This is a genomic window from Hymenobacter ruber (assembly GCF_054783255.1).
On record NZ_BAAGQX010000004.1, the window covers coordinates 2,208,556 to 2,233,808 of the forward strand.

The following is a 25,253-nucleotide window of genomic DNA, read 5'->3' on the forward strand; positions in this document are numbered from 1 at the left end:
GGTCAGGGCTGCATTACAAAGCCGCTCAGAAGTTCGCTGACGCAGCCAGAATACGCAGGGTTTTATCGTCCTGAGCCCCGCCATAAAACTTCTCCAGCACCTGCCGGAATACCGGACTGCGGCCCACCGCCGCAAACAGCGTCATCGAAGACCTCAGCTTCAGGTCGTCGGGGCTGCCGAAAATATCGTAGGCATCGCTGGATTTCAGCCCAAGCAGTGCCTGGCAAATTTCCAGCAGCCGTGCACCCAATACGGGATGGGCCAGGTAATCCTTCGCTTCCTGCGCATCGGCTACGGCGTAGAATCGGGCGGTTTCGCTCAGGCCCAGGCCCTGAATTTGGGGGAAGATGAACCACATCCAGTGGCTGCGCTTACGGCCGTTTTTAATTTCGGATAGCGCGGTTTGGTAGGACGAGGACTGGGCAGCGATGAATCGTTGCAGGTTGTTTTTGGCAGCCATGGTAATGCGAATTGCTGAACGGATTGCTGGGAAAGCGGGCATCTTTAATTACGACTCCCCACTAATTGCAGCCAATTTCCATCCTTCTGCCTCCCCGCAGTCGCATGGCGCGCCGTAGCTTCGTCCCATAGGCGCGGCGCTACTCCCGCCCTTGCTTCTGACCATGACCAAACGCATACTCGCCGGCCTCCTGGCCCTGCTACCCGGCCTTGCCCTGGCCCAGCGCCACACGCCCAAGCCCACGCCACCCAAAGCCGCCGGCCCCTATTTCCAGCAGGAAGTCAACTATTCCATCGACGTGGCGCTCGATGACAAGACCAACTTCCTCACCGGGCGCGAGGAACTGGCTTACGTCAACCACTCGCCGGAGGCCCTCACCTTCATCTGGTTTCACCTGTGGCCGAATGCTTACAAAGACAATTCGACTGCATTCGCCAAGCAGCAATTGCGCGACGGCAAGAATCGGTTCCAGTTCGCCAAAGCCGAGGACCGGGGCTTTATTGATGGGCTCGATTTCAAAGTAAACGGCCAGCCGGCCAAGCTGGAATTCGACCCCGCAAACGCCGACATTGCCAAGCTGGTGCTGCCACAGCCGCTGGCGGCGGGGGCCACGGCCAGCATCAGCACACCGTTTCGGGTGAAGATTCCGGCATCGTTTTCACGGTTTGGGCACGTGGGGCAGAGCTACCAGATTACGCAGTGGTACCCCAAGCCGGCGGTGCTGGACCGGCGCGGCTGGCACCCCATCCCCTACCTCGACCAAGGCGAGTTCTATTCCGAATTCGGCTCGTTTGACGTCACCATTACCCTGCCCACCAACTACACCGTGGGGGCCACCGGCGAGCTGCAAAACCCCGACGAGCGCGCCCGCATGGACGCCCTGGCCGCCACCGCCGCCGCCAAGAAAACCGCCCAGGATTTCGGCACCGACCTGAAATTCCCGCCCTCCGACGCCACCACCAAAACCCTGCGCTACAAGCAGGACCGGGTGCACGACTTCGCCTGGTTTGCCGATAAGCGCTTCAACGTGCTGAAAAGCGGCGTGACGCTGCCCTCAGGCCGCACCGTCACCTCGTGGGTGCTCTTTACCAACCGCGAGGCCACCAAGTGGATAAAGGGCCTCCAGGACGTCAACGACGCCCTCACCTACTACTCGCGCTGGGTGGGCGAGTACCCCTACTCGGCCGCCACGGCGGTGGATGGCGCGCTGAGCGCCGGCTCTGGCATGGAGTATCCGATGGTGACCGTGACCATGCCCAGCGCCATCGTGCACGAGGTGGGCCACAACTGGTTTTACGGCATCCTGGGCTCGAATGAGCGGGATTTTCCGTGGATGGACGAGGGCGTGAATACCTACGTGGAGCACCGTGTAAGCGAGCGCGACACCCTGCACCCTGGCGGCATGATGGCCTTTGCCCAGAGCCCCCGCATCGCCCGCACGTTCGGGCTGGAAAAGCTGCCGGCTTCGGCTTTCGACCAGGTACCCTACCAGGCCCTGGCCAGCCGGGGACTCGACCAGCCGGTGCAAGGCCCCTCAATGGCCAGCTACACAATGGTGAACTCCGCCGTCATCGTGTACGAGAAAACGGGCTCGCTGCTGAAGTACCTCGCCGGCTACTTAGGCCAGGAGAAGTTCGACGCGGCCATGCACCTCTACTACGAGCGGTGGCAGTTCAAGCACCCCTACCCCGAGGACATGCAGGCCGTGTTTGAGGAAAGCACGGGCCAGAAGCTGGGCTGGTTTTTCCAGGGCATGCTCACCAACACGCAGCATTACGACGCCGACCTGCAAACCCTGGCCAGCTTCAACGACGTGGTGAAGGTGCTGGTCCGCACCGACTCGCCCACGCCCTGGGCCGTGCCGGTATCGTCCGTGGATGCCAATGGCCGGGTGCTGGAAACGCTCTGGACCGCGCCCTTCGGCAACACTGACCCCAACGCCGAGGAAGAGGCTACCAGCCAGCTCAATTTCAAGCGCGCCAACGTGGCGGCCCTGGTGGTGGATGCCCAGTACGTCACGCCCGAGCTCAACCGTCGCAACGACCGCCTCACCGTGGCCGACCATCCTTCCCGCTCCACTCCCATCCGCTTGCGGCCGCTGGCCAGCGTGGAGCGCTGGGACAAGGCCACCATCAGCTGGCTGCCGGTGCTGGGGGCCAATACTTCGGATAAATTCATGCTCGGCGCGGCGTTTTATAACAGCCCGCTGGCTCCCAAGCGCCTGCAATACCTGGCCATGCCCATGTACAGCTTCAGCCGCAACGAGCTGAACGGCATCGGCCGAATTCAACTCAACGTACTGCCGCAGCACCTGTCGCGGCAGGCCACCATTGCCATGGGCGTACAGCGCTTCGAGCGCTACATTAAATACGAGCCCAGCGTGAGCTTTGCCTGGCCCCACGCGCCGGGGGCGGCCCCGCAGCAGCGCCTCACCGTGGCCAATACCATTGTGAAAGACGAGGACCGCGACCGCACCGGTGTGTTCCAGGCCATAGACTACCGCGTGGGCTACGCCAACGGCCTGCAGGGCTGGAGCGCCGCCGTGGACCTGAACCGCATGATTGCCAGCAGCTCCGACGACGCCAACAACCGCCAGGCCCTGCTGCTGCGGGCCAGCGCCAGCTACTTCCGCTTTTATTCGCGGGGCAAGCGGGTGCAGGCGCGCCTGTTTGGCGGCCGGTTTTTGCAGCAGCCCAGCAGCCCCGAGTTCGTGCTCGGCCTGAGCGGCAGCCCCGACTACCGCCGCCAAACCGCCTTCCTCGACCGCCAGCAGATTTCGCACAGCGTCACGGCCCAGCTCCACCAGACCGACGACCGCGATGGCGCGTTCAAAGGCTACCTGCCCGTGGCCGACACCAAGTGGCTCAGCACCCTCAACCTGCAAGCCGATTTGCCGGTCACGCGTCTAGCCGTGTTCGCCGATTTCGGGGCCACCCACGACTATTTCCGCACCAGCGAATCGACCACCCGCACCGCCCAGCGCCTCTACTACGATGCCGGCCTGGTGGTGCCCGTGCTGCGCGACATTTTGCAATTCTACCTGCCCGTGGCCGGCTCGCAATACGCCAACGGCTTCCCCAGCAGCCGCCAGGATTTCACTGACCGCATTCGCTTTGTCTTGAATCTGAATACGCTCAACCCCTTCCGGCAGCTCGACGAGCAGCTGGCGCGGTAATCTAGATTTAGATATCAACAATGGATAGCTTGTACACGATTATTGTCGACTATAAAGGTGGGACTTATATTGAGCAGGTCATGGCCAGAAATGAAAGCATTGCGCTTGCTGCTTGGATTCGGACGCCGCACATATTTAATATTCCAGGGCTAGGAATGGCATCACAACAAGCGTTATCGCGCAGCATTGCTGATGCAGATGCTCAACCGGTAGTTTTGGTCGGCATGAAAAACGCCTGGTGTACATCTTTTTCGGTTCGAGGAGCTTTCATGTTGATTAATATCGTCCGCACTGTACAAACAGTACAATAGAATGGCCTTCAAATCAATGTCCTGGCCGCGCCTGCTTTCGCAGCGCCGCTTCCCCGACCAGCAGCTGCCGCCCGCCAGCACGGCCCCCGTGCGCGGGGCCTTCGTGCAGGACTATGACCGCGTGGTGTTCAGCTCCGCGTTCCGGCGCTTGCAGCGCAAAACCCAGGTGATGCCCCTGCCCGAAACCGATTTCGTGCACACCCGCCTCACCCACTCGCTCGAAACCGCCGTGGTGGGCCGCTCGCTGGGCCGCCTCGCCGCCCGCCATTTAATGGAAGCCGTTGCCGAATTAGCCGCGCAACTCCCCAACCTTGACCAGGACTGCGGCGACATCGTGGCCGCCGCCTGCCTGGCCCACGACATCGGCAACCCGCCCTTCGGCCACTCCGGCGAGGACGCCATCAGCAGCTACTTCCTCAGCCCCGCCGCCGCGCCGTATCTGGCGCAGCTAAGCGCCGCCGAAGTGGCCGATTTGCAGCATTTCGAGGGCAACGCGGCGGGGTTCCGCATCCTCACGCACACCTACGCCGCGCACAGTACCGGCACCGCCGGCCTGGGCCTCACCTACGCCACGCTGGGCGCATTCACCAAATACCCCAAACCCAGCCTGGTGGCTGATTCCGCCAAAACCGGCGGCGTTTCGGAGAAGAAATACGGCCATTTCCAGACCGAAAGCGCCCGCTTCCAGCACGTCGCCGCCGAGCTGGGCCTGCTGGCCAAAGACGCTGCCGCCGGCTTCTACCACCGCCACCCGCTGGCCTTCCTCGTCGAAGCCGCCGACGACCTCTGCTACCGCATCATCGACTTCGAGGACGGCCTCAAGCTCGGCCTCATCGCCCCCGAAACCGGCCTGCCGCTACTCAAACGCATGCTCAACGACCCCGCCGGCCGCGTCGGCAGCGTGCAGTGGCACGACTGGCGCGAGGAGCTGGGCTACGTTCGCGCCCGCCTCATCGGCAAGCTGGTGAACGAGCTGGCGGCCCTCTTCGCCCACCACGCCCCAGCCATCCTGCGCGGCGCGTACGACCAGTCCCTCATCAAAGAGCTCAGCTGCTGGGCCGATTTGCAGGAAGTGCAGCGCCTAAGCATCCACCAGCTCTACCGCAGCCGCCCGGTACTCGAAATCGAAGCCGCCGGTTTCGAAGTCCTCGGCGGCCTGCTCGACGCCTTCCTCTGCGCCGTATTCGACCACAGCCAGGGCCACCGCAGCCGCAAGCTGCTCCTGCTACTCCCCGAGCAATTCCGCGCCGAAGGCCACCAGGCGGATGTATCAGCTTATGAAAAGATTTTGCTGCTGACGGACTTTGTAGCGGGCATGACCGACCAGAACGCGCTGAGCTTGTACAAGACGATTAAGGGGATTGAGTTGCCGAAGGGGTTTTGAGGGTCATTTAATCGGCGGGTCCATCGGATGATGAGCCATAAACGCGAATAACATTATCAATCCCAAGCCCAAAAACAACCCGCCACTGAGCAGTTGCGCGCCAGTCCAAAGCGCTATTCGAACACCCCAGGTTATGGTTTGCGCTTTAATAAAACGGTGCGCGAGCCAGATGCAGAGAATAAATGTTGCGAAGGCAACAACGGGAATCAAGTAGTATTGCGTCTCTATTGACATTGCTTCATTGATGCATCAAAAGCCGCTTCAGTAACCCGAATCGGCTTTTGATGCTCTACTATTTTGGGGCTTACTTTTTCAGCGAATCTATATTCGCTCTCATGCAGCGCCACCAGATTCTCCAGCAGCGTCTCCAGCAGCTTGCGCCCCTTCCACACTGATTTCAGCTTACTGCGAATTTGCTCTGCCGTCTGCACGAATTCTTCTTCCGCGGCCTGCTCGTGCCCTTCGTCAGCCATAAGCTGCTCCACCATCGGCACCGTCATTTCGGGGTGAAACTGGAACCCAATCACCCCATCGCCCCACACAAACCCCTGTGTGGCCGTAGCCGCCGACATGCCCACGCGCAAGGCCCCCGGCGGCACCGCAAACGTGTCCAGATGCCAGTGCAGCACGGCGGCCTTCTCGGGCCACCCGCGCAGCAGCGGGTGCTCCAGCGACTTCGCCGAAAACCGCACCGTCCAGAAGCCGATTTCCGGCGCGTGGTTGGGCCGCACCTCGCCGCCCAGCGCCTCGGCCACCAGCTGCGCCCCCAGGCAAATGGCCAGCGTAATCTTCCCCGCCCGTAGCGCTTCGCGGATAAAGGCTTTTTCATCGCGCAGCCACGGCAGCTTGTCCTCGTCGTGCACACTCATGGCCCCGCCCAGAATCAGCAGACCATCGAAATCGGCCAACGCCGGAAATACCGGCTTCGGCTCAAAAAGCTTCGTGAATGTGAGCGAATGGCCGTGCGCGGCCAGCCACTCGGCGGCGTGGCCGGGGCCCTCGTGAGGCATGTGTTGGAGGCAGTGGAAGCGCATGAGCATTTTGGTTATTGATGGCAAAGAAGAACGTCATGCTGATTGCAGCCGAAGCATCTCTACCACACAAGTAATCGATTTTACTATCACGGTAGAGATGCTTCGGCTGCAATCAGCATGACGTTCTATTATTCGTCAAGCATCGTGCTTATTCCCACTCAATCGTCGCTGGTGGCTTGCTCGAAATATCATACACCACGCGGTTAATACCCCGCACCTGGTTGATGATTTTATTACTTACCTCGGCCAGGAAATCGTAGGGCAAATGCGCCCAGTCGGCGGTCATGCCGTCCACGCTGGTCACGGCACGCAGGGCCACCACCCGCTCGTAGGTGCGTTCGTCGCCCATCACGCCCACGCTCTGGATGGGCAGCAGCATGGCACCCGCCTGCCACACGTGGGTATAGAGGCCGTGCTTTTTGAGCAGGTCGATGAATACGCCGTCGGCGCGCTGCAGCAGGTCCACTTTCTCGGGGGTGATGTCGCCGAGGATGCGGATGCCCAGGCCGGGGCCGGGGAAGGGGTGCCGGTTCAGAATCTCGGCGGGCAGTTCCAACGCCGCGCCTACTTCGCGCACCTCGTCCTTGAAGAGCATGCGCAGCGGCTCCACAATCTTCAGGTTCATCTTCTCGGGCAGGCCACCTACGTTGTGGTGGCTCTTGATGGTCACCGACGAGCCGTGCACCGACACCGACTCAATGACATCGGGGTAAATGGTGCCCTGGGCCAGCCAGCGCGCACCTTTCACCTTCTGCGCCTCGCGGTCGAACACTTCAATAAACGTGCGGCCAATGGCCTTGCGCTTGTCCTCCGGGTCGCTGATGCCGGCCAGCGCGGCGTAGAACTCGGGCGCGGCATTTACGCCGGTCACGTTCAGGCCCAGGCCTTCGTAGGCTTTCAGCACGGTGGCAAACTCATCCTGCCGCAGCAGGCCATTATCCACAAAAATGCCGTGCAGGCGCGGGCCAATGGCGCGGTGCAGCAGCAGGGCCGCCACACTGCTATCCACCCCACCCGAGAGGCCGAGAATCACCTGGTCATCGGGGCCAATGGTGTGTTGCAGCGCCGTCACGGCCGAATCCACGAAGTGGTCGGGCGTCCAAGTCTGGGCGCATTGGCAGATGTCGACCACGAAGTTGCGCAGCAGCAGCTTGCCTTCGGTGGAGTGCGTTACTTCGGGGTGAAACTGGATGCCATACGTGTCCTGGCCTTCAATTTTGAAGGCGGCCACTGCCACTTCCGGCGTGCTGGCGATGATGTTATAACCGGCCGGCAGGCGCTCGATGGTGTCGCCGTGCGACATCCAGACCTGCGACTCCACGTGCATCTCGTCCAGCAGCGGCGAAGCCGCATCGAGCGACGACAGCCGCGCCCGGCCGTACTCGCGGATGGTGGCGGGCGTCACCTCGCCCCCGCCCTGCTGGGCCAGCAGCTGCGCGCCGTAGCACACGCCCAGCACCGGCACCCGACCCAGAATGTGGCTCAGGTCGGGGTTGGGCGAGTCCGCGTCGCGCACCGAACACGGCGAGCCGGAAAGAATAACGCCCCGAATATCATCGCTAAGGACGAGGTTCGGGGCGTGGGTGTAGGGGTGAATTTCGCAGAACACATGCAATTCGCGAATGCGTCGGGCTATCAATTGCGTGTACTGCGAGCCGAAATCAAGGATGATAAGTCGTTCCATGGCACAAAGCTAATCACGGATTTAAGCGAATTTTCCGGATTTCACGGATTTTGTAGACGATTGGCAGACCCGCAAAATATTTTTCACCCGGCCACACCAGTGGGCATTTCCAATGCAATCAGCCGCTTACCCGCGCCCGCACCGGTCTGTCGGCGCGCGGCGGCCACAAAATCCGATGAATCCGTGTCGAATCCGATGAATCCGTGATTACCTTTGCATCGGCAAGTCAGAACGACCAGCTCCCGCTGAACTCCCCCAGGACCGGAAGGTAGCAAGGGTAGGTGGTTGTAGCGGTGCGATTTTGGCTTGCTTTTTTTTGCCTTTTCTGGTCGGCCCCGGTGCTGCTCTGTTCCGCAATTTTGGCGGGCGAATGAGTAGCTTTGGGGCCGACTTTTTTTATCTTCGAACTGCATGAAATTCTTCATCGATACCGCCAATCTGGCCGAAATCCGCGAAGCCGTGGAACTGGGCGTCCTCGACGGCGTGACCACCAACCCGTCGCTGATGGCCAAGGAAGGCATTCGCGGCATCGATAGCGTGATGGCCCACTACCGCCAAATCTGCGAGCTGGTGGACGGTGACGTGTCGGCCGAAGTCATTGCTACTGATTTTGATGGCATCATTCGCGAAGGCGAAGCCCTGGCCGAGCTGCACCCCAACATCGTGGTGAAAGTTCCCATGATTAAGGACGGCGTGAAGGCCATCAAGTACTTCTCGGATAAGGGCATCAAGACCAACTGCACGCTGATTTTCACCGCCGGCCAAGCCCTGCTGGCCGCCAAAGCGGGTGCCACCTATGTGTCTCCATTCGTAGGCCGTCTGGACGACATCGGCCACGACGGCCTGCAGCTGGTGGAGCAAATCGTGCAGATTTTCAGCAACTACGGCTACCCCACCGAGGTGCTGGCCGCCTCAGTCCGCCACGTGCCGCACCTCATTCAGTGCGCCGAAATCGGGGCCGATGTGGTGACCTGCCCGCTCAACGTCATCATGGCGCTGCTGAACCACCCGCTCACGGACAAGGGTTTAGCGACGTTCTTGGCCGACCACAAAAAAGTTAATTCGTAGTTTGTACCAGAGCATAGAAATTAGAGCTTAGAACTCAAAAACCGGCTCGGCTTACTACCGAAACGACTTGAAAATCTAAGTTCTAAGCTCTCATATCTAAGTTCTTACAATGTACATCATCAAAGTAAAAGGCAAGGCCAAAATCCCCGACTACATTCAGCTGCGGGACGAGGCTTTTGTGCTCATCGCCTACTTCCGGGCCGACCGGCCGCTGAAGGACCTGCACCGCTACGGCCTCGAAGGCAAGGAGACGGAGCTGGCCGCCGTGATTTCGGGGCTGGAGTTTGGCAAATTGCGGCCATTGAGCTTGTAACCATATGACCGAGAACGTTATTGAGCTGCACGATGCGACGATAATGCAGGAGCAGCAGGCGGTGCTGCAAGGCGTGAGCTTCACGCTGGAAAAAGGCGCATTTGCCTACCTCGTGGGCCGCACCGGCTCGGGCAAGTCGTCGCTGCTGAAAACCCTGTACGCCGACCTGCCGCTGCAAAACGGCATGGGCACCGTGGCCGGCTTTTCGCTGCCGAAACTGCCAACCAGCAAGGTGCCGTACCTACGCCGCCGGCTGGGCATCGTGTTTCAGGATTTCCAGTTGCTGAGTGACCGCACGGTGGCCGAAAACCTGATGTTCGTGCTCAACGCCACGGGCTGGAAGGGCAAGTCGCAGAAGCAACAGCGCATTTCGGACGTGCTGGTGCGCGTGGGCCTGAGCGGCGCTGCCAATCGCATGCCGCACCGCCTTTCGGGCGGCGAGCAGCAGCGCGTGGTCATCGCCCGCGCCATGCTCAATGAGCCCGTGCTCCTGCTGGCCGATGAGCCCACCGGCAACCTCGACCCGGACGTTTCGGCCAGCATCATGCAGCTGTTTGGCGAGATTAATAACGCCGGGACTGCCATTTTGATGGCCACGCACAACTTTCAGCTGATTGAGCAATACCCGCACCGCGTGCTGACGTGCAAGGACGGCGAGTTGCTGGATTCAGCCCGCCGTTTTAGCGCCTAAATTCCTGCCGTCAGGCCGAATTATTTTACCGATGGCAGCAGCCGGTTTATCCGTTTTAATTCCGGTTTATAATCGCGCCGTTGGGGAATTGGTTAATTCGCTGCTTGCCCAGATTGCCGACTGGCCCGGCCCGGTGGAAGTTCTGCTGCTCGATGATTTTTCCAGCAATGAATTCCGCCTGATTAATCGGCCACTGGCCGACTTGCCCGGCGTGCGCTATCGCGAACTGCCGCAGAATGTGGGCCGCGCCGGTATCCGCAACCAGCTGGCAGCCACCGCGCAGCACGAGTGGCTGCTGCTGCTCGACAATGACAGCCTGTTGCCTGATACCCAGTTTTTGGCCCGTTACGCTGCTGCGCTGGGCCGCGCCGCCGTGCTCATCGGCGGCACCTGCTACGAAAGCACCCCGCCCGCCGACCCCGCCCTTCACCTGCGCTGGCACTACGGCCACGTTCGCGAAGCCCGCTCCGCCGCCGTGCGCCAGGCCGCGCCCTACGGCCAGCTCACCATTAATAATGCGTTGATTCGGGCCGATGTTTTCCGGCAATTCCCGCTCGATGAGCGGCTAACCGGCTACGGCCACGAAGACACTAAATTCGGCGTGGAGCTGGCGGCGGCGCGTATTGATATCCTGCATCTCGATAATCCGGTGTTGCACGACGGACTGGAACCGGCCGCAGTGTTCCTGCAAAAGAGCGAGCAGGCCGTGCGCAACCTGGCCCAAGTGCACCGCCTGGACGGTTTGGGCACCGATTCGCGCCTGCTGCAACTGGCGTTGCGCCTGCGCCGGTTGGGCTTGGCTCCGGCGGCCCGCGCCACGCTGGGTGCGGCAGAGCCGGCCTTGCAGCGGCAGCTGCTTTCGGCCGCACCGCGTTTGCCGCTGCTCGATTTGCTGAAACTCTTCTGGCTGCTGCGGGAGCTGGCCTGAGTTTGCTCGGTATCTTTGGCGGCGCTCTTTTTCCGGCTTTGTTTTGATTCTTCCTGCCCCGCCCTCCCCTATTTATCTGCTCGATTTGGCGGCCGAACACGCGGCCCTGCAACCGGCTCTGAATGAGGCCATGCAGGAGGTGTTGGATACGGCCGCCTTCATTCAGGGGCCGGCCGTGGGCCAATTCGCGGCCGAGCTGGGCGCGTATTTGGGTGGCGCCCACACCATCCCCTGCGCCAACGGCACCGACGCGCTGACCCTGGCCCTGATGAGCCTGGAGCTGCCGGCCGGAGCCGAGATTATTATCCCCGCTTTCACCTACGTGGCCACGCTGGAAGCCGCCGCCCTGCTGGGCCTGAAGCCGGTGCTGGTTGATGCGCTGCCCGATACCTTCAACATCGACCCGGCCGCGGTGGAAGCGGCTATTACGCCGCACACCGGCGCTATAGTAGCCGTGCATTTGTTTGGGCAATGCGCCGATTTGGAGGCGTTGCGCACGATTTCCCACCGCCACGGTGTGGCCCTGATTGAAGACAATGCCCAGGCCATCGGGGCTACGTTCCAATTTCAGAGCGGCGAAACGGCCTTCGCCGGGGCAGTGGGCGAAATCGGTACCACGTCTTTTTTTCCCTCCAAAAACCTGGGCGCGCTGGGCGACGGCGGCGCGCTCCTCACCCGTGATGCAGCCCGCGCGGCCCTGCTCCACCAGCTCGCCAACCACGGCCAGAGCCGCAAATACCACCACCAGCGCATCGGCCTCAACTCCCGCCTTGATACGCTGCAAGCCGCCCTGCTCAGGGTGAAGCTGCGGCAATTGCCCGCCAACACCGCTGCCCGCCAGGCCGTGGCCGCCCGCTACGATGCCGCGCTGGCCGGTGTGCCCGGCATCACCACTCCGACCCGGGACCAGCGCAGCAGCCACGTTTTCCATCAGTACACCATTCAGGTGCAGGAAACTGGGCGGCGCGATGAGCTGCAATTGTTTCTCCAGAAATGTGGGGTGCCCACCATGATTTACTACCCCCTGCCGGTGCACGCGCAGCCGGCTTATGCCTATCTGGGTTACCAGGCAGGGCAGTTTCCAGTAGCCGAGCGGCTGTGCGGGGCGGTGCTGTCGCTGCCCATTCACCCATTGCTAGCAGTGGAGCAGCAGGAATATGTCATCGGGCGCGTTGGAGCTTTCTTTGGAAATTAATTCATTTTCGTGAGCAATTCTACCCTTGAAGTCCGCTTTGTAATCTGCGGTGTGGGCCACATTGGCCGCCGCCACGCGGCGCTGGTTACACGCCACGACGGTGCCGCGCTGACGGCGCTGATTGATATCCGCGCTGACCTGCAGCCCGGCCTCGCGGCGGAGTTCCCGGGCGTGCCCTTCTTCGCTTCGCTGGAAGAATACCTGCAAACCGGCCCGGCGGCCGACGTGCTCACCGTGGCCACACCCAACGGCCTGCACGCCCCGCAGGCGGTGGCCGGCCTGCGCCACGGCCTGCACGTCGTCATCGAAAAACCCATTGCCCTGCACAAGGCCGATGCCGAAACCATCGTGCACACGGCCCTGCAAACGGGCAAGCTGGTGTTTGGGGTGATGCAAAACCGCTACTCACCACCCGCTGCCTGGCTGAAGCAGGTGTACGACGAGGGCCGCCTGGGCCAGGTGTTTCTGGTGCAGCTAAATTGCTTCTGGAACCGTGATGCACGCTATTACAAAGCCGGTGGCTGGAAAGGCACGCAGGCCCTGGATGGCGGCACATTGTTCACCCAGTTCAGCCATTTCGTCGATTTGCTGTACTGGGTGTTTGGCGACATTACCAACATTTCGGCCCGGTTCCGCGATTTCACGCACGAGGGCCTGACGGAGTTTGAGGACAGCGGCCTCGTCACCTTCGACCTGCTGCGCGGCGGCAGTGGCACGCTCAGTTACAGCACCGCCGTGTGGGACCGCAACCTCGAAAGCTCCCTCACGGTGGTGGCCGAGCGCGGCAGCCTGCGCATTGCGGGCCAGTACATGGATAAAGTGGAGTATTGCCACCTCGAAAACTACCAGTTGCCCGCGCTGCCCCCCACCAGCCCCGCCAACGACTACGGCCCCTTCCAGGGCTCGGCCGCCAACCACGTGCAGGTCATTGAAAACGTGGTGGATACCGTGCAGCGCCGCAGCTTCGCCACTACCAATGCGCTGGAAGGGCTGAAAGTGGTGGAGATAATTGAGCGGATTTACGCGCTGCGGTAACAGTTGACTTTCGCGTTTGCATAGCATACACCTCCGAATTAAATCCCACTCGAAACAATTGTACCGCGCTGCTAACGTGCAGCTAAAGGGTATAAATCGGCATCGCCGCCGAAGTGCCCGGACCTCCCGGCCCCGGCGCTTCGTCGACGGCTAAGGCTTCATTCCAGTTACTTCTTCGCATCCACGAAGTTTTGGAAGGCGTAGGCTACGCCGATGGTTAGGCCCTGCGAGTACTGGATGCTGTGGTCTTGGTCGTAGTCGTAGAGGGCGATGCCGTTGAGGGCCACGTTCACGTACTTGCCCACTTTGGCGGTGAGGCCCACGTCGAGGCGGTGGTCGATTTCCTGAAAATTGAGGTGCTCGTAGTTGGCAAACATTACGTAACGGGCCTTGAAGTTGACGTTGGTGCTGATGTTGCGGTCGTATTCGGCCAGCACCTGCGCGGCCAATACTTCGAAACGGGTGCTGTGGCCGGGGTTCACGCCGTAGGGCGTGTCGCCGAGGGCGGACACAAACCGTTCGACGCGGTTGACCACCGTGAGGCGCGGGGCAAAGGGCGCGAGGCGCACGTGGAAATAGGTAGTGGGATGGTATTCGAAGCCATAAGCGGCCGTGATGAAGGCCGGGGCGAAGGAGTCGGAGGTGAGCTGGGCGCGGTCGTTGCCGGCGGCGTCGGTGTCGTACTTGTAGCCGGGGGCGAACTGCGAGAGCAGATTCAGCGACAGAAACATGTCCCAACGGTCGGTGAGGGCGCGGCCGTACTTGGTGTCGAGGTAGAGACGGTCCTGGCCCTTGCGGTAGCCGAGGCCCTTGGTCTGGGAAAAAGCGAAGAGAAAATCGGCTTCGTTGTCGAAGCTGTGCACGCCGCTTTTGCGGTTGGCCTTGGCGTTGAACAGAGCGTTGAAGCCGATGGTATTGACGCCGCCGCCGCGCCAGTTGGTGCTGAGCAGGGCTTCGTTGAGACCGAGGCCGGTTTTGATGGACTTGTGCCAGAGGGGGTCGGGCACGGCCGGGGGCGCGGGGGCCGGGATAACGGCGGGCGTGGTTTGGGCTACGGCGGCGGGGGTGGCCAGGACCAGGGCGGCCAAGGCCAGGAGGACAAGCTGTTTCATGGCAGGAGAAGGTTGGTTGAGGAAGTAAATAACGGCGTTTTGGCGGCTGATTATTACTCCGTGCGCAAGCTCAACATTAGTTATACTCTGCCATTTCTCTATCTTTCCTGCCTAAGCGCAGGCAGCTATTGTTTCATGGCATTGGAAATTATTTTTTCACCCTTCAGTCGAAGCGCATGAGCCTGTACCAACTCATTTATCAGAGCCAGTCGCTTGTGCCCTTCGACACGCCAGAGCTCACCGCGCTGCTCATCCAGTGCCGTGCCAACAACCTGCGCGAGGACATCACCGGCCTGCTGCTGTACACCCCCGACGGCCGCTTTCTGCAAGTATTGGAAGGCACGCCCGAGGCCGTGCGGCGGCTCTACTACCAGCACATCGCCGTCGACCCGCGGCATTTCAGCTGCCGGGTGCTCAGCGAAGGCCCCTGCCGGCACCGCGCCTTTTCCAACTGGCGCATGGGTTTCCGCGTGGCCCAGCCCCAGCATATGCGCACCCTGCTGGGCTACGTGCCGCCCGACTCGCCGGCCCTGCTGGTGCCACGCCCCCACACCCGCCCCGAGCTGCTGGAGCTGTTGCGCGATTTTGTGGCGCACGGCGAGGTAGAGCCCTGGCTGGAGCACCCGCGCATGTAGCAGCGCGGTAGCGGGCAGTCGTGCTACTGGCCGGGCTGGTATCTTTACGCTGATGCCTGCTCAGTCTGCCCCCTACCCCATTGCTGCCCCGCCCACCCCGGGCGCGGCCCCGGTTTCCTTCCTGGCTGCCACTGCCCGCGAGCTGCTGGACCGCTACGGCTCCGGCCCGCTCGATGAGCTGTCCGACATTGTGGTTATCGTGCCCACGCGCCGCGCCGTGGTGTATTTGAAAAATGAATTGGCGCTGGCCCTGCCCGGCGGTGCGCCGCTGTGGGCGCCCCGCGTAGCCGCCATGGAAGACTACATGGTGGAGCTGGCCGGCGTGCAGGTAGAGGAGCCCATTGCCCTGCAATTGCTGCTCTACGACATCCTGAAAGGCATTGACACCGGGCTTGATTTCGATAAATTCGTGGGCTGGGCCGGCATGCTGCTCAGCGACTTCTCCAACCTCGACCAGAACCTGGCCGACACGCATAAAGTATTTGAATACCTGAGCGAAGCCAAGGCCCTGGAGCGCTGGGACCTGGCCGAGCTGCCGCCCAAAAGCCAGGCCGCCGCGCACTCGTTCAGCTTCTGGAACCAACTCGAACGCGTGTACCACGAGCTGCAGCGCCGCATGAAGGCCAACCACCTCGCCTACCCCGGCCTGGCCTACCGCCTGGCCGTGCAGAAGCTGGAAAAGGCCCTGAAAGACCCAGCCAGGCCCGCGCCAGCCCGCCACGTTTTTGTGGGCCTGGGCAATCTATCGAAGTCGGAAGAGAAGCTAATTCGCCTGCTGATGAATGCCGGCCGGGCCGAAATCCGCTTCGATGCCGACCCGTTCTACCTCGAAGCCGGCTCGCCCAACCGGGCCGGCCAGCACCTGCGCCGCTACTTCGAGCAGTGGAAACTGCCGCTCGATAATTTTGGCGGCGGCGTGGAGTACCTGCGCGGTATGCCGCACCACATCCGCTACCTGGGCGTGGCCAACCCCAGCATGCAGGGCAAGCTGGCCGGCCAGCTCCTGGCCGAAGCCCGCCAGCGCTACCCCGACGCCACCGTGGCCGTGGTGCTGCCCGACGAAACCTTGCTCCTACCCGTGCTCCACGGCCTGCCGCCCGACGAGGTGCCCGACTACAACGTGACCATGGGCCTGAGCTTTCAGGCCACGCCCCTGTTCAACCTGGTCGATTTGCTGTTTGAGGTGCACCTCACCGGCATCCGCGAGGGCAGCCAGGAAACCGGCTACGGCGTGCCGCGCTACCACCACCTGGCCGTGAGCAAGCTGCTGAGCCACCCCTTTTTGCGCCGCTACCAGCACTGGCAGGACCAGCAGGCCGACCAACCCCAGTACCACGGCATCCTCGACCAGGTTTGCCGCGAAATCGTGCGCCTGAATGCCGTGCTCCTGCCCGCCGAGGAACTGCTGAAGCTCGGCGCACACCACCCGCTCATCGAGGCCCTGTTCAAAACCTGGGACAACTGCGACGACATCATCGCCGCCTGCTACACCGTCATCGACCTGCTGCGCCAGGTATACGCCGCCGAAGTGGCCGATACTGACCGCGAAGCCAGCCTTGGGGCCGAGTACTTGTACCTGTTCTACACCCTCGTCAAGCAGCTCGATTCGGCCTTCGACTGCCGTGAGCAGCGCCTGTCGGTGCGCTCGTTCCGTCGCTTCCTCTATGAGCAGATGGGCCGCACCCGCCTGCCCTTCTCCGGCGAGCCGCTGGCCGATGTACAGGTAATGGGCCTGCTCGAAACCCGTGCCCTAGATTTCGACCACCTCATCATCCTCAGCTGCAACGAGGGGGTGCTGCCGGCCCCCAAGCGCCAGCAGTCGCTGTTTCCCTACGACGTCCTCACCACGGCCAACCTCCCGACTTACGCCGATGCGGAGGCCATCACGGCCTACAACTTCTGGCGCCTGCTGCAACGGGCCCAGCGCGTGGATTTGGTGCACGTGCTACCCGGGGCCGAGGGCATGAAAAGCGGTGAGCGCAGCCGGTTTTTATTGCAGCTACAGAATGATTTGCTGCCCCAGAACCCGCAGCTCACGCTGGAAGACTTGACCGTTTCGGTAGCTGGCCCGGAGGTGGAAGTCGGTGTGAATCCCTACGAAGGCGACCTGATTCTGGAGAAAGACCCCGAAATGCTGGCCGCCCTGCGCGGTGTGCTGGAGCGCAACATCTCGCCCTCGCGCCTGAACGATTTCATGGCCTGCTCGCTGCGCTTCTACTTCTCGAAAGTAGCCCGCTTCCACGAAAACGAGGCCGTAGAGGAAACGCTGGAAGCCAGCAGCTTCGGCACCATGATACACGAGGCGCTGGAAAACCTGATGCTGCCCTTCGAGCAGGATGCCCGCCCGATTACGGCCGAGGACATCCCCGAGCTCATCCGTCAGGCCCCGGCCGAAGTGCAGCGCGCCCTGCGCCAGGAAGCTACCGAAAAGCACGCCCGCGCTGATGAAGGCCTGAACCATGTGTACGGCCAGGTAGCCACGCGCCTGGTGGTGCGCCTGCTGGAAAGCCTGACCGAACAGCCCGGGCTGCTGCCCTTGCGCTTATTCGGCCTGGAAAAAGAGCTGGCCGCCACCGTTTTCGTGGATGTGCCGGGCCAGTCCGAGCAACTAGCCGTGCGCCTCTTCGGCTTCGCCGACCGCGTGGACGAGCTGCCCGACGGCCGCCTGCGCGTGGTCGACTACAAATCCGGCCTCGTAAAAAAGAGCGACCTCCAGCTGCGCGGCTACCGCGACAAGCTCAGTCCCGCCGAAGCCATCGACCGCCTCCTGCATGAAGCCAGCAGCAGCGCCGACAAGGTGCGCCAGCTCTGGCTCTATCGCCTCATGCTGGCCCACACGGTGCAACGCGAAACGGCCGATACTTCCATCCTATCCCTGCGCAATATCGACGAAGGCCTGCTCTCCGCCGACCTCAGCTTTCTCACCGAGGGCGGCGAAGACTTCGTAGCCGTTTCCGAAGACTTAGTGCGTAAAATTGCGCTCCGCATCCTCGACCCCACCGAGCCCATCCGCAAAACCGACGACTTCACCAAGTGCGAGTACTGCCCCTACAAAGGCATTTGCGCACGCTAACATCCCACCCATGCAAGACCAGAAAACCAAAGACGAATTCATGCAAGCTGCCATCGACGAAGCCCGTTTGGGCCGCTCGCAGGGAGGCATTCCCATCGGCTCCGTGCTCGTGCGCGACGGCAAAATCATCGGCCAGGGCCACAACAAACGGGTGCAGGAAGACTCGGCAATCAAGCACGGCGAGATGGATTGCCTCACCAATGCCGGCCGCCAGCGCAGCTACCGCGACACCGTTATCTACACCACGCTGATGCCCTGCTACATGTGCGCCGGCACCATCGTACAGTTCAAAATTCCGAAAGTAATGGTGGGTGAATCGCGCACCTTTGGCGAATCCCGCGCCTTCCTCGAAAGCCACGGCGTGGAGGTAGTTGATATGGACCTCCAGGAGTGCGTGGATATGATGAACGAGTTCATCGAAGCCGAGCCCACGCTCTGGAACGAGGACATTATGGAGCTGTAAAGGCCGGAAGAAATCAAAAGAAAACGGTCATGCGGCGTGCAGCATGACCGTTTTCTTTTATTAGGCTTTCGTTCGATAGCGCTACTTCCGCAGTACGCGCCGCGTGAAATCCGACAGCACCAGCGTACCGCTGATACCGGCGCGCTCACTCAGCAGCGTGTCCCAATGCTCGGTACCCTGCCAGAAAACCTGTTTCATCGCCCGGGTAGCATCTGGCGCGTAAGCCGCCATTTTAGCGGCAAAAGCAGCCACCGCAGCATCCAGCGCGGCCACGTCGTCCACTACTTCGGCATACAAGCCCTTCTCCTTCGCCCAGGCTGCCGAGCGAAATTCGCCCGCGTCCAGCGCCAGCTGCTGAAAGGCCGACGTGCCAATCTTGCGCTCCACGGCCGGCCCCACCACGAAAGGCCCAATGCCCACGGCCAGCTCGCTGAGCTTCACGGCCGCGTGCTGGGTGGCGAAGCAGTAGTCCGTAGCCGCCGCCACGCCCACGCCGCCACCCACGGCCTTGCCCTGCACCCGGCTGATGATGATTTTCGGCGCGGTGCGGCAGGCGTTGATAACCCGCGCAAAGCCGGAAAAAAACTCCAGGCCCTGTTCTTTGGTCTCAATCGTCAGCAGCTCATCGAAGCTGGCCCCAGCGCAGAAGGTGCGGTCGCCTTCGCTTTTGAGAACGATGACTTTCGTGCCCTCATCCTGTCCGGCGCGGGTGATGGCCTGCGCCAAATCATTTAGCACGCGGCTGGGCAAAGAATTGTGCGAAGGGTGAAAAAAGGTGATGGTGGTGATGCCAGCGGCATCGGTTTCGGCCAGAACGTGGCCGGCGGTGAGGGTGCTCATGTTATTCCTGATTTTTCTTTTTTACCATCGTCAAAATCGTCGCTACGGCCACGGTTTCGCTGGTTTCATCGGTCACCGTCACCAGCCAGCGCACAATGCCTTTGGCGATGTCGTTTTCGTCGCGCTTTTCCTGGCCCACTTTCTCCTTCACCGTCAGCTTCACGCCGATGGTGGTGCCGGGGTACACGGGCTTGGTGAAGCGGCATTCGTCGAGGCCGTAGTTCAGCAAAACCGGGCCTTTGCGCGGGTCCACGAACATTCCGGCCGCTTTGCTCAGCACATAGTAGCCGTGGGCCACGCGGCCGGTGAAGAGCGTGCCTTCCAGCGAAGTAGCATCGACGTGGGCGTAAAAATTATCGCCCGAAATACCGGCAAAGGCACTGATATCGGCCTCCGTCACCGTGTGTTTGTGGGTGGTGTAGGTTTCGCCGATTTCCAGCTCCTCGAAGTATTTCTGGAAGGGATGCTTGTCGTATTCCACCTGCTTTGCACCGGTCTGGTACACCTCCGTGATGGCCGTAATCATGCTCGGCGAGCCTTGCAGGGCCACGCGCTGCATAAAGTGCTCCACCCCCCGGATACCGCCCATTTCCTGCCCGCCGCCGGCCCGGCCGGGGCCGCCGTGGATGAGTTGCGGCAGCGGCGAGCCGTGGCCCGTGCTTTCCTTGGCCATCTCCGCGTTCAGCACCAGGATGCGGCCGTGGTGCGTAGCCGCGCCCAGCACGAACTCCTGCGCCGTTTGCGGGTCATTCGTTGCCAGCGAGCACACCAGCGAGCCTTTGCCCATATTGGCCAGCGTCACGGCCTCGGCCACGTCGTGGTAGGGCATCAGCGTCACCACCGGTCCGAAGGCTTCGATTTCGTGGCTATCCAGGTGCTTGAATGGCTGGTCGTTGCGCAGTACGATGGGCGAGGTGAACGCACCTTTGGCGTAATCAGCGCCACGGTCCTTGCCCAGCAGCTCCACATTATCGAGATTGCCGTACACGATGGGCGTGTTTTGCGCCAGGTGCCGCACTCGTTCCCGGAAAATGTCGGCCTGCGCCCGGCCGGCCAGCGCGCCCATGCGCACGCCTTCGGCCTGGGGGTGGCCCACCGTGGTTTGCGCCAGCAGCTTGCCGAGGGCAATCTGCACGTCTTCCAACAGGTTTTCGGGTACGATAGCGCGGCGGATGGCGGTGCATTTCTGCCCGCACTTAGCCGTCATTTCCTTGCGAATTTCCTTTACGAACAAGTCGAATTCCGGCGTACCGGGCTTCGCATCCGGCCCCAGTACGGCAGCGTTCAGCGAGTCGGCTTCCATTGTAAACGGCACAGCTTCCTCGATGATGCGTGGGTGAGCCCGCAGCTTGCGACCGGTAGCGGCCGAGCCGGTGAAAGTCACCACATCCTGGTACGTAACGTGGTCGAGCAGCCCCTGGCCCGAGCCCACCACTAACTGTAGCGCGCCTTCAGGCAAAATGCCGGAGGCGATGATTTCGCGGACCACAGCCTCGGTAAGGTAGGCCGAAGGCACGGCGGGCTTCACCACGGCGGGCATGCCAGCCAGCAGGTTCACCGCAATTTTTTCCAGCATGCCCCAGATGGGGAAGTTGTAGGCGTTGATGTGCACGGCCACGCCCTCGCGCGGCACCAGCAGGTGCTGGGCCATGAACGTGCCGCCCTTGCTCAGGCCCACCGGCTCGCCCTCCACATAGAACGGCTTGTCGGGAAACTTGCGGCGCAGCGAGGCATTGGCAAACAGGTTGCCGATTCCACCCTCAATATCAATCCAGGAATCGGCCCGCGTGGCGCCGGAGCGGTAGCTCAACTCGTAGAAAATCTCCTTTTTTTCCTGCAGATGAAAAGCCAGCGCTTTCAGCATCCGGCCCCGCTCGTGGAAGGTCATTTTCCGGAGTTTGGGGTTGCCCACCCGGCGGCCGTAATCAAGGATTTTCTCGAAGTCGAAGCCTTCCGTATTGGCTAGCGCGATGACTTCGCCGGTGCTGGCATCGAGCAATTCCTGGGGCGAATTGCCGCCGGTGGTCCAGCGGCCGAGGGTATAGTTTTCGAGGGTGGGAGTCATGAGAAAGAAGTTAGCGCATGCTTTAACCTGCGCGGGGTAATCATTTCGTTATGAACGTGCTAAGCAAGAGCTACAACACAGATTCTGTTATCAGAAACATCGCATTGGCGCGGGCCTTGCGGCGCAGCAGCGGGCTGGCACGGTACCGGTCTTCGTGGTACTCAGTGTAGAGGTCGTCGAGGGTGGCCAGCACGTTGGCAGGTCCCAGCTCATCGGCCCAGGCCAGAAGGCCTTTGGGGTAGTTCACGCCCTTGGTCATGGCCAACTCCAGGTCGGCGGCCGAGGCGATGTTCAGGGCCAGCGCATCCACGGCTTCGTTGATGAGCATGGCCACGATGCGGCTCACTATCCGGCGGCCCAGCGCTTCGTCGCGGGTGGGCGCGGGCTGCGCGGCATCAGCAGCATAGTTGTAAAAGCCACGGCCCGATTTCCGACCGTAATAGCCCGCCTCAAACAGCCGCTTTTGGGAGAAGGAAGGCTTGAAGCGCGGGTCGTAGAAGAAGGCGGTGAACACGGATTCCGTCACGCGGTAGTTCACATCGTGGCCGATGAAGTCCATCAGCGCAAACGGGCCCATGCGGAAGCCGCCCAGCTCCGTCATGGCCCAGTCGATGGTAGCCATGTCGGCGATGCCTTCTTCCATGATGCGGATGGCCTCGCCGTAGAACGGCCGCGCCACCCGGTTCACGATGAAGCCCGGCGTGTCTTGCGTCAGCACGGGCAGTTTTTTCCAGCTGGCTACCAGGGCTTTAATTTCTTCGGCCAGTCCCGCTCGTGTTTGCACGGCCGGAATCACCTCCACCAACTGCATGATGGGAGCCGGGTTGAAAAAGTGAATGCCCACAAATCGCTCCGGCCGCTCACACGCCGCCGCAATCGAAGTCAGCGACAGCGACGAGGTGTTGCTGGCCAGCACGCAATCGGCCGAAACCACACCTTCGAGCTTGCGGAAAAGCTGCTGCTTCACGCCCAAATCCTCCACAATAGCCTCGATAACCAACTCGCAGTCTGCAAAATCCTGCATGTCGGCCGTGGCGTAGAGGCGGCTGCTGGCTGCTTCAGCCGCTTCGCTGGTCAGCTTGCCTTTCTCGGCCAGCTTGCGTAGACTCTCCTGAATGCCGGAAACGGCCCGCTCCAGTGCGCCGGCGTGCTGGTCGAGCAAGCGCACGGTATGGCCAGCCGTGGCCACTACCTGGGCGATGCCCGCCCCCATGGCTCCGCAACCAATTATACCAACGGTTTTCATTGGCCGGTGAAGCTGGGTTGACGTTTTTCGAGGAAGGCGGCGACGCCTTCGCGGTAATCGGTGGTATTGCCGGCGCGGAGCTGGTAGTCGCCTTCGGCCCGCAGCTGCTGGGCCACGTCATTGGCGAAGGTGCTGTTCAGGAGCTGCTTGGTGTAAGCCAGGCCTTTGGTGGGCATAGCGGCCAGCTTGCGCACCAGCGCGGCCACATCCTGGTCGAAGGTTTCGTCAGCAAAAGCCTTGTAAATCATGCCCATCTGCATGGCTTCGGCGGCGCTCACTTTGTCGCCGGTCATCATCAGCGCACTGGCCCGCTGCATGCCGATGAGGCGCGGCAGGAAATACGTTCCGCCGCTATCCGGAATCAGCCCAATCTTGCTGAATGCCTGGATGAACGACGCTGATTCTTTGGCCACTACGATGTCGCAGGCCAAAGCAATGTTGGCCCCCGCACCGGCCGCCACGCCATTCACGGCCGCCACTACCGGCTTATCCAGCTCGCGAATGAGCAGGATAATCGGATTGTAGTGCTTCTCCACGATTTCGGCCACTTCCGGGCTGTCCGGTCCGGTGATTTCGGCCAAATCCTGCCCCGCGCAGAAGGCCCGCCCGGTACCGGTAATGAGCACAGCCCGCACCGACGCATCGGCCTGGCAGTCGCGCAGATGCTGCTGAAACGCCAGCGCCAGCGGCTTATTCACACTATTAAATACCTCGGGACGGTTGAGACGGATAGTGGCAATGCCGTTTTCCAGCGAAAAAATCAGGGGGTCGTTTTCAGGCATAATGGGAAGGAGGCAGAAATTGAACGATTGTAGAGCCGCGACACTTCGCGTCTCGGCGTTGCGACGAGTTCGAACATGAGACGCGAAGTGTCACGTCTCTACATTTCACATATCAAATCAACTGTGGCATTTGAAATAATCGAACGGCTCACGGCAATCGTCGCACTGGTACAGCGCCTTACACGCCGTAGAGCCAAACTGGCTGACCAGATGCGTGTGCTCGGACTTGCACAGCGGGCAGCGCACAGCGGTGTCTTTCCCAAACAGATTGAGCACATGCCCGCTGGCCGTGCCGTCAATTGGCGGGGCAATGCCGTAGGCTTCCAGCTTTTCGCGGCCCGATTTCGTCATCCAATCAGTAGTCCAGGCCGGGCTTAGTTGATTGTTGATTGTCAGCTTGGTATAGCCCTCGGCCAGTAGCCGCAGCCGGATATCGGTGGCAATGGTGTTCATGGCCGGGCAGCCCGAATAAGTAGGCGTGATGGTCACGGTAATCTGCTCGCCCTCCACGCGCACGGCCCGCACAATGCCCAAGTCCAGGATGCTGAGCACCGGCACTTCGGGGTCGGTCACTTCTTCCAGCAACTGCCAGATGCGGGCTTCGGTGGGGGGCGCAGGCGCTACCATGTCAGGCCGGGGAAGGTGCGCTGCATGTACTGCAGCTCGGTCAGGATGTAGCCTAGGTGTTCGGTGTGACGGCCATCTTTGCCGCCCGTCAGCATAAACACTTGTTGCGGAACAGCAAGCGTAGCCTCAGCCAGCACACGCTCGGCGTGGGCGGCCATGCTGGCCTGAATGTCGGCATAATCCGGTATCAACCCTACCGTTTGCAGCGTTTTTTCCAGCGCTGTGGGGGTAGTCAGCTCGCCCGAAAAGCGCCACAGCTCCGCAATTGATTTTTCTACGCGGCGGCGGCTCTCTTCCGTGCCATCGCCCAGCCGGATTATCCATTCCGAGCTCCACTTCAAATGGTAAGTAGCCTCTTTCAGCGACTTTTCTGCAATTGCAGCCAACCGCTCATCGGCGTTGGTCAGCAGCTGCTTGAGAAAGTGGTAGTGGAAGTTATCGAAGAGAAACTGCCGCACCACGGTGTCGGCAAAGTCGCCGTTGGGCTGCTCCACCAGCAGCGGGTTGCGGTACTCGGTGGCGCTGCGCAGGTAGGCCAGGTCGTCTTCGGTGCGCCCCTGCCCTTCCAGCTCGGCAGCGTATTGGTAGAGGCTGCGGGTTTCGCCCAGCAAGTCTAGCGCGATGTTGGCCATGGCCAGGTCCTGTTCCAGAATCGGCCCGTGCCCGCACCACTCGCTCAGCCGATGGCCCAGAATCAGGCTGGTGTCGGCCAGCTGCAGCACAAACTGAAACAACTGCTGCCGCACCGCCGGCGCGTAGGTAGCCAAAGCCGGATTTTCCGAAGAAGCAAACTGCATATCGCCCTGCATTACATGTGTTTAATAGAATCCGGCACCTGATAAAAGGTCGGGTGCCGATACACTTTATCATTGGCTGGGTCGAAGAAGGCCTCCGCATCATCGGGGTTGGAAGCATGCACATGCTTCGACTCTACCACCCAGATGCTGATGCCCTCCTGCCGGCGCGTGTACACGTCGCGGGCATTCTGGATAGCCATTTGCGCGTCGGCCGCGTGCAGGCTGCCCACGTGCTTGTGGTCAAGCCCCTGCTTGCTGCGGATAAAGACCTCCCACAGAGGCCATTCGGATTGATTCATGTTACCTGTATTTGTATCAGCACGTCCTGCTTCGGC

23 protein-coding genes and 1 other RNA gene are annotated in these 25,253 nt (G+C 61.4%); 13 read left to right on the top strand and 11 right to left on the bottom strand.

From position 1 onward, the window contains the following. Window positions 1-25: 25 nt before the first annotated feature. Window positions 26-460 carry a DUF1810 domain-containing protein gene (locus ACYVM5_RS19985; RefSeq protein WP_460619847.1) on the bottom strand — a complete coding sequence of 145 codons (435 nt, stop codon included), beginning with the start codon at window positions 458-460 and terminating at the stop codon, window positions 26-28. A gap of 163 nt (window positions 461-623) precedes the next feature. Between ACYVM5_RS19985 and ACYVM5_RS19990 the strand changes: the two genes are divergently transcribed. From ACYVM5_RS19990 to dgt, 3 genes are read left to right on the top strand one after another with little or no spacing between them, the layout of a single operon-like run. Then, a complete protein-coding gene (locus tag ACYVM5_RS19990) occupies window positions 624-3,635 on the top strand; it encodes a M1 family metallopeptidase (RefSeq protein WP_460619848.1) in 3,012 nt (1,003 codons plus the stop codon). A gap of 20 nt (window positions 3,636-3,655) precedes the next feature. Next, window positions 3,656-3,946 carry a hypothetical protein gene (locus tag ACYVM5_RS19995; protein WP_460619849.1) on the top strand — a complete coding sequence of 97 codons (291 nt, stop codon included), beginning with the start codon at window positions 3,656-3,658 and terminating at the stop codon, window positions 3,944-3,946. Between the two features lies 1 nt (window position 3,947). Beyond that, entirely contained in the window at window positions 3,948-5,330 is a 1,383-nt protein-coding gene (gene dgt / locus ACYVM5_RS20000) for a dGTP triphosphohydrolase (protein WP_460619850.1), read from the top strand. A gap of 224 nt (window positions 5,331-5,554) precedes the next feature. Here dgt and ACYVM5_RS20005 read toward each other — a convergent pair whose 3' ends face one another. Together ACYVM5_RS20005 and guaA are read right to left on the bottom strand one after the other, a co-directional pair. Next, complete coding sequence (locus ACYVM5_RS20005; protein ID WP_460619851.1) at window positions 5,555-6,340, bottom strand: type 1 glutamine amidotransferase; 786 nt, start codon at window positions 6,338-6,340, stop codon at window positions 5,555-5,557. Window positions 6,341-6,512: 172 nt separating this feature from the next. After that, on the bottom strand, window positions 6,513-8,048 hold the full coding sequence (gene guaA, locus ACYVM5_RS20010; protein ID WP_460619852.1) for a glutamine-hydrolyzing GMP synthase: 1,536 nt from the start codon (window positions 8,046-8,048) through the stop codon (window positions 6,513-6,515). Between the two features lie 218 nt (window positions 8,049-8,266). Here guaA and ffs point away from each other — a divergent pair. The 7 genes from ffs to ACYVM5_RS20045 all read left to right on the top strand — a co-directional run bounded on the left by ffs (window position 8,267) and on the right by ACYVM5_RS20045 (window position 13,278). Then, an RNA gene (ffs, locus tag ACYVM5_RS20015) (signal recognition particle sRNA small type) lies at window positions 8,267-8,364 on the top strand. A 95-nt stretch (window positions 8,365-8,459) separates the two neighbouring features. Then, entirely contained in the window at window positions 8,460-9,116 is a 657-nt protein-coding gene (gene fsa, locus ACYVM5_RS20020; RefSeq protein WP_460619853.1) for a transaldolase family protein, read from the top strand. A gap of 109 nt (window positions 9,117-9,225) precedes the next feature. Continuing rightward, window positions 9,226-9,429, top strand: coding sequence for a fructose-6-phosphate aldolase (locus ACYVM5_RS20025; RefSeq protein WP_208174678.1), 204 nt, complete (start codon window positions 9,226-9,228; stop codon window positions 9,427-9,429). A 4-nt stretch (window positions 9,430-9,433) separates the two neighbouring features. Then, window positions 9,434-10,120, top strand: coding sequence for a cell division ATP-binding protein FtsE (locus ACYVM5_RS20030; RefSeq protein WP_460619854.1), 687 nt, complete (start codon window positions 9,434-9,436; stop codon window positions 10,118-10,120). 31 nt (window positions 10,121-10,151) lie between these two features. Further along, window positions 10,152-11,048: a glycosyltransferase family 2 protein gene (locus ACYVM5_RS20035; RefSeq protein WP_460619855.1), complete on the top strand. Its 897-nt coding sequence runs from the start codon at window positions 10,152-10,154 to the stop codon at window positions 11,046-11,048. 43 nt (window positions 11,049-11,091) lie between these two features. Further along, window positions 11,092-12,243, top strand: a complete 1,152-nt coding sequence (locus tag ACYVM5_RS20040) for a DegT/DnrJ/EryC1/StrS family aminotransferase (RefSeq protein ID WP_460619856.1) — start codon at window positions 11,092-11,094, stop codon at window positions 12,241-12,243. Window positions 12,244-12,252: 9 nt separating this feature from the next. Beyond that, complete coding sequence (locus ACYVM5_RS20045; protein ID WP_460619857.1) at window positions 12,253-13,278, top strand: Gfo/Idh/MocA family protein; 1,026 nt, start codon at window positions 12,253-12,255, stop codon at window positions 13,276-13,278. Between the two features lie 167 nt (window positions 13,279-13,445). Here ACYVM5_RS20045 and ACYVM5_RS20050 read toward each other — a convergent pair whose 3' ends face one another. Further along, the gene (locus ACYVM5_RS20050; RefSeq protein WP_460619858.1) at window positions 13,446-14,390 is read right to left on the bottom strand and encodes a DUF3078 domain-containing protein; all 945 of its coding nucleotides are present in this window, start codon (window positions 14,388-14,390) and stop codon (window positions 13,446-13,448) included. 176 nt (window positions 14,391-14,566) lie between these two features. Between ACYVM5_RS20050 and ACYVM5_RS20055 the strand changes: the two genes are divergently transcribed. From ACYVM5_RS20055 to ACYVM5_RS20065, 3 genes are read left to right on the top strand one after another with little or no spacing between them, the layout of a single operon-like run. After that, window positions 14,567-15,025 carry a BLUF domain-containing protein gene (locus ACYVM5_RS20055; RefSeq protein ID WP_460619859.1) on the top strand — a complete coding sequence of 153 codons (459 nt, stop codon included), beginning with the start codon at window positions 14,567-14,569 and terminating at the stop codon, window positions 15,023-15,025. A 52-nt stretch (window positions 15,026-15,077) separates the two neighbouring features. Continuing rightward, window positions 15,078-18,098, top strand: coding sequence for a PD-(D/E)XK nuclease family protein (locus ACYVM5_RS20060; RefSeq protein WP_460619860.1), 3,021 nt, complete (start codon window positions 15,078-15,080; stop codon window positions 18,096-18,098). Between the two features lie 10 nt (window positions 18,099-18,108). Then, window positions 18,109-18,561 (top strand): nucleoside deaminase, encoded by a 453-nt coding sequence (locus tag ACYVM5_RS20065; protein WP_198070361.1) that lies wholly within the window; start codon window positions 18,109-18,111, stop codon window positions 18,559-18,561. An 81-nt stretch (window positions 18,562-18,642) separates the two neighbouring features. On the opposite strand, the gene ACYVM5_RS20070 is transcribed toward ACYVM5_RS20065, so the two are convergent. The 7 genes from ACYVM5_RS20070 to paaB form a co-directional block, all read right to left on the bottom strand. Then, entirely contained in the window at window positions 18,643-19,401 is a 759-nt protein-coding gene (locus ACYVM5_RS20070) for an enoyl-CoA hydratase/isomerase family protein (RefSeq protein WP_460619861.1), read from the bottom strand. 1 nt (window position 19,402) lies between these two features. Next, on the bottom strand, window positions 19,403-21,466 hold the full coding sequence (gene paaZ / locus ACYVM5_RS20075) for a phenylacetic acid degradation bifunctional protein PaaZ (protein WP_460619862.1): 2,064 nt from the start codon (window positions 21,464-21,466) through the stop codon (window positions 19,403-19,405). Between the two features lie 70 nt (window positions 21,467-21,536). Continuing rightward, window positions 21,537-22,712: a 3-hydroxyacyl-CoA dehydrogenase NAD-binding domain-containing protein gene (locus ACYVM5_RS20080; RefSeq protein ID WP_460619863.1), complete on the bottom strand. Its 1,176-nt coding sequence runs from the start codon at window positions 22,710-22,712 to the stop codon at window positions 21,537-21,539. Next, a complete protein-coding gene (locus ACYVM5_RS20085) occupies window positions 22,709-23,494 on the bottom strand; it encodes a Clp protease/crotonase-like domain-containing protein (RefSeq protein WP_460619864.1) in 786 nt (261 codons plus the stop codon). The genes ACYVM5_RS20080 and ACYVM5_RS20085 overlap by 4 nt, the downstream gene beginning before the upstream one ends. 117 nt (window positions 23,495-23,611) lie before the next feature. Then, the gene (gene paaD / locus ACYVM5_RS20090) at window positions 23,612-24,121 is read right to left on the bottom strand and encodes a PaaD family protein (RefSeq protein ID WP_460619865.1); all 510 of its coding nucleotides are present in this window, start codon (window positions 24,119-24,121) and stop codon (window positions 23,612-23,614) included. Further along, entirely contained in the window at window positions 24,115-24,918 is an 804-nt protein-coding gene (gene paaC, locus ACYVM5_RS20095; RefSeq protein WP_460619866.1) for a 1,2-phenylacetyl-CoA epoxidase subunit PaaC, read from the bottom strand. Before paaC ends, paaD begins: the two co-directional genes overlap by 7 nt. 11 nt (window positions 24,919-24,929) lie before the next feature. Then, window positions 24,930-25,217 carry a 1,2-phenylacetyl-CoA epoxidase subunit PaaB gene (gene paaB / locus ACYVM5_RS20100; protein ID WP_198070354.1) on the bottom strand — a complete coding sequence of 96 codons (288 nt, stop codon included), beginning with the start codon at window positions 25,215-25,217 and terminating at the stop codon, window positions 24,930-24,932. Window positions 25,218-25,253 lie beyond the last annotated feature (36 nt).